This window comes from Sideroxydans sp., assembly GCF_054604835.1.
The window spans coordinates 1-4676 of the sequence record NZ_JBTSFG010000020.1 but is presented as its reverse complement, the minus strand read 5'-3'; the positions used below and the strand labels follow the sequence as shown (position 1 = coordinate 4676).

The window sequence follows — 4676 nt, the reverse complement described above, 5'->3', positions numbered from 1 at the left end:
ATATCCAGTGGGGCACTGATATAGAGAAGTGGCTCCTGTGTTGGCGGTCGTTGAGCACGTCGTCCCATTTTGGGTATAGCCCGGAGGACATGTGTCCTCACGAGCACCACTGGTTGTAAGAGTGCGTGTGCATAGTGGGACTGTATCGACATACCAAGCACCAGAAGGGCTGTACGCAGGTGTTGCTGTCGGGCAGTAGTAGGCAAGTTTCTTTTTGCACATTGCCCGTGTAAACGATCCCCCATCCTGACATTCTGCTGTTGTCCGGTTGCGCGATAGTCGCGGAACCGTTTCGATCCTGGTGCATAGCGTCCCATCTGAGGTATAGCCTGCCGGGCAGCTATAGGTTGACGTGGTGTTCGTAGTAACGGTCTTGCTGCAAGTCGAACCATTGAGTGCGTAACCTGCAGGGCATGAATAGCTTGTGCTGGCAGGTACCGAATTCGAGCAGGTTGAACCGCTCAGCGTGTAACCTGCCGGACAATAATCATTCGTGGTTGCAGTCTGTGTGGCTTGTATCGAGCAAGTCGAACCATTCAGTGTGTAACCTGCCGGGCATGAATAGCTTGTGCTGGCAGTTACTGTGCTTACGCATGAATCTCCGGATAGTGTGTATCCGTCTGGACATTGACCAGCCGTAATTGGAACTGTGCACTGCACGGGGGATGGGCCATTATTAGCAACCGTCCATGTTCCAGATGGGCTATAAGCAGGAAGCGCTGGTGGACACCAATATATTCTTGTGTCCCGGCACATTGCCCGAGTAAACGATCCACCATCAAGACATTCTGAGTTTGTTTTATTGCGCCACAAAGGCGCTATTGAGGTCTGGTTCACAGCAGTAGCCGGAATCGGACTTGACTGCGTTACAGTCACATTCAGAGTCTTGTCGCACGTCTGCGGCAGGTAAGTATCAGTCGTTTTGTCGCACTGGTAGTTGGTGAACTCATCCACCAATACCACGCGCCCCATGGTGCATTGCTGATCGCTGGCCCCAAACCATTCCTGGCATAGCTCGGTAGTAGGCAACGACCCTGTGGCCTTGTTCACGCAGCCTGTAAAACTACCAGTTGCATTTGGGTCGGTTATGCCTTGAGCTTCGATAGCTCTTGAGGAGGCAAACATGCTTGCTGGCAGCGAGAACTGCGGCCTGTTCGACGGGTTGTTCACCATGAGATTGATCGCCTCGCAGTTTTGCCGCAAGAACGGATCTGGATTCGGTGTGCCAGTCTGGCAATCCGCCACTTTGGTTTGCCCGGCCGAAACCGTATTGCCATTACCGCCTTGGAACAGAGCACTCTCCGGCGCAGCACCGTTGGCGTTGTAGTAGGTGGGATTGAACTGATTCACGGTTGAAGAAACGCCACCGCTGGACAAGTTCGAGACAGCATTTGCCTGGGCAGACGCCGCCAACGCTTGCGCATCTGCGAAGGCTTGCTGCGCCGGAGTAAGCGGGGCGGCTGAAGCGAAAGTCGCAACCCCCAATGTCATCATGCCAAACAAAAAGCGATAACGCTTCATTGGATCCCCCTTGTGATTCTGCGATTGAATGCTTGTGCGGCTGAAGCAAACTTCGGCGAGGTTCGCTCAATCAGATCGAGTGCATAATCTTGGCCAACGTCGCCGGTCACCTTGACGTACTGAGTAGCTTGAGCACACCCGTTGTCCAACCCCTCACTTGCGGTGGGGAGCGCGATCACCAGCGCCGGTACAGCAGACACTTTGAACTGGGTGAATGCAGGAGGATTGACGCTGACCTCGACACGATGATTTCCGATGAGTTTGGCGACGTACTTGGACATCTCCATCAACTTGTCGCCCTTGAAACCTCGGAATACGATGTGCGCACCGGTCCTTTCAGATTGTTCAACGACGCGCTGCAAGCTTTCTGGCGGCATCGAGAATGAAACGAACACCATCAGCTCATGTGTGGCAGCTTTGATAGGCACCATCACAGGCGGTTTGCTGAACTGCTGAGCCAGATCTGACGGTGAAACGGTGGTTGATGGCTGCGGTAGCGCGTCGAGCTTGGCTGCCTCCGGTCGCCGATGCTGGGCAAACTGCGCATTCAGCTCCCTCAATACTCTGTTCGACTTTTCCAGAGGGGTTTCTGTAGGCTCATTCGCTGTGGCCAATGGCACCACTGCGAGTGAGAGCAACAAGACGAGTAGGGGATTCACACGGTTGCAGGACATCAGAACGCCCCCTGACAGCAATTGCGCTTGCGGAAGATCATGTATGCGAAGTCTTCTCCGACACCGGGGATCTCCTTGCCAGCTCCCCACAAGATCGAGGTGCGTCCAAGCGGCTGGCAGCATTTACCATCGATCTTGTTTTGTGCTACGGGGAAGTGCATCTGGTATTTGTAGTTCGTCTTGTCCATCAGCATCTGCGGGTAATAGCCACACAACCCCTCGTCGCCATCCGCCGCCCACATCAGACCTTCACGGTGCATTTTGGCAATCAATCGCGAAGTGATCAGGCTGGATGCCTGGACGCCACCGATATGCGTGGCAACGTGGCCGTTCAATGGGTACATGGAACCCTGACAGCCCGCGCACCAGAACAGCGAATTGCTGCCAAACCCGGCCGTCGCAGCGGCACAGTCAGCACCACAGGCCAGCCGTGCGACCAGATTGCCAAACAGGAACGAATCCGGATTGAGGATGGTGGTCATCTCATCGTCATTCCAGAGTGGGTCGAGTTCGGTCATGTAGGCAAGGTCGAACACATTCTGTTCAAGACAGGGGCTGTCCAACACAGCACCCAAGACCACCATCACAGGATCGACATACCAGTGAGCCTGATAGAACGAGCTGGTGCCGGAGTGATCCTTCTTGGTTTGCGTTCCATGAGGCGCATTGAAGCCGGGGTCCATCTCAATGCCTCCCATCGCGCTCAAACAGAAAGGCTTTCTCACCACGTCGACGTGACGCACCGGCTCCCAGAAACTCACCTTGATGCCGGTATTGAGGCCGCAGGCGCATATCGGGGAGCCACCCGGATCCGGCGTGTCCTCTTGTCCGGTTGAAACAGGTAGCGACAAACCGCCAGCACCAAACTTCATCGGAAAAGAACAGCTCCAGCAGATATCCGTGACGAGGTTCGGGAACTTGCCTTGGCAGGTCAGGTTCGCTGCATTCGCATTCAGTGTGCATGCCACCATGGCCAGCGCACCGATCATCAACTTAATAGCGGAGTTCATCGATTCTCAACCTCTTTCCTTCCTGACGGACAATAGCGGGCACCTGAGCGATGGAGAATCGCTTGATCAGCTTCCCGCCTTGATCGAAATACACGGAGGACTTCCATTTGCGCATCAAAGCCATCGGTTCACCGGCGACCAGCACCACCTTTACCGGCCTATCAGATGTGGACACGATCTTCTTGGTGAATTCGAGCTGCTTCTCATCGCGGCCGTCCACGAAGAGCAGGTAGGTATTCCAGCCAACATAGTCGAGTGGATTGACCCGAGTGCCGCGCGGGTAGATGATTTTTCCAGTCGCGTCCACGATGTCTTTCTCAGTCACAATGGTGGGGTCGTAGTAGTGCGTGCTGGCCGTGTCTGTAGATTTGAATCCGGTAAGCGGACGCGGATGCTCGATACTGTTAACGACCTTGTTCTTGTAGTCCTCCTGGTACTTGGCCAACTCCCCCGACTGCTCCATATGCTTGAGCTTTGATGTGATCAGTTCGAGTGCGTCGCGCTCTACGATTTCGTAGGTCGGCCCGACGACACCGAGATCATCTGCTCCGGCACCAGAGGACACAGGAAGAAGCGCAGCCAGCAGCACCGCCGAAATGATCTTTCGCCTCATTTGTCAGCTTCCATAACAAGCCAATCCAGTTCGAATGGGATATCCAGACACAAGCGGCCTCTCAGGGCAGGCGCAATGCTTTTGATGGTTTCCATCACCTTGCCCAGCGAGTCACCTTCTGCCGCCAGCCAAGGGATGGCAGGTGCCGTGGCGTACCAGAAACCGTTGTCGTACTGACCAACGATCACGTCGATCACTTCCGCGTTATTCACTTTTAACAATGGACTTGCCTTTATGTTGTTGGCGAACCTTACTGAACAGCGGCGGCTTGGTATGTGAAGAACTTGCCTCCCCGACCGCGACGCTTGTGGGTGAGTTGACCTTCTTCTTCGATGCGCGCTTTCTCGACTTCTTTGCAGGCTGCTCGGGTTGCCCAGAATCCGAAATCTGGAAGACATCCTCGAAACTCGAAGTGGTAGCGGGAGGCGATGAATCCTTCGCATGCGAGATCGCTTCGTTCAAGCCGCGTGCGATGCTTTCAAAAGCTTTGCTGCCGGACGCACCGAACAAATGACCGACAACAGGGCTCAACTTGATTGAATGTGCGACACCATCCGCAAACTCGGCATTACCCACCTTGGCGACATCGCTTGCGGGGATCAGCCAACCAAGCTCGGTCAGTTCGTCCAGAATCTGCTTGCCGGTGAAGCCGTATCCGGAAAACGTTTCCGGCCACTTGAGATAAATGGTTCCATCGGCTTGTTTGACCCCGAAGCTCTCAAAGGCTTTCTTGCCGCTCTTGAATTCGCCGATCAAGACGCGCAGCAGTTCTCCCATTGCGCCGTCCAGAGCTTCCAAGGCAAGCGGCTCCTGGGCTGGAATTGGCTCGGATGGTGGAGAGGGAAGTTCCTGAGCCGG

The 4676-nt window shown here is 54.8% G+C and carries 6 protein-coding genes; 1 reads left to right on the top strand and 5 read right to left on the bottom strand.

All coding sequences use genetic code 11. The features are described 5' to 3' along the window. The first annotated feature begins 1123 nt into the window (after window positions 1-1123). On the top strand, window positions 1124-1327 hold the full coding sequence (locus ACYCZ5_RS13880) for a hypothetical protein (RefSeq protein WP_461545397.1): 204 nt from the start codon (window positions 1124-1126) through the stop codon (window positions 1325-1327). Window positions 1328-1517: 190 nt separating this feature from the next. Here ACYCZ5_RS13880 and trbC read toward each other — a convergent pair whose 3' ends face one another. From trbC to ACYCZ5_RS13855, 5 genes are all read right to left on the bottom strand, one after another. Then, on the bottom strand, window positions 1518-2195 hold the full coding sequence (trbC, locus tag ACYCZ5_RS13875; RefSeq protein ID WP_461545396.1) for a type-F conjugative transfer system pilin assembly protein TrbC: 678 nt from the start codon (window positions 2193-2195) through the stop codon (window positions 1518-1520). Beyond that, window positions 2195-3205, bottom strand: coding sequence for a TraU family protein (locus ACYCZ5_RS13870; RefSeq protein WP_461545395.1), 1011 nt, complete (start codon window positions 3203-3205; stop codon window positions 2195-2197). Before ACYCZ5_RS13870 ends, trbC begins: the two co-directional genes overlap by 1 nt. Beyond that, a complete protein-coding gene (gene traW / locus ACYCZ5_RS13865) occupies window positions 3189-3818 on the bottom strand; it encodes a type-F conjugative transfer system protein TraW (protein ID WP_461545394.1) in 630 nt (209 codons plus the stop codon). Before traW ends, ACYCZ5_RS13870 begins: the two co-directional genes overlap by 17 nt. Next, the gene (locus ACYCZ5_RS13860) at window positions 3815-4039 is read right to left on the bottom strand and encodes a hypothetical protein (protein ID WP_461545393.1); all 225 of its coding nucleotides are present in this window, start codon (window positions 4037-4039) and stop codon (window positions 3815-3817) included. The genes traW and ACYCZ5_RS13860 overlap by 4 nt, the downstream gene beginning before the upstream one ends. Beyond that, on the bottom strand, window positions 4023-4676 hold a 654-nt coding region (locus tag ACYCZ5_RS13855), incomplete at its 5' end, for a hypothetical protein (RefSeq protein ID WP_461545392.1). The genes ACYCZ5_RS13860 and ACYCZ5_RS13855, both read right to left, overlap by 17 nt.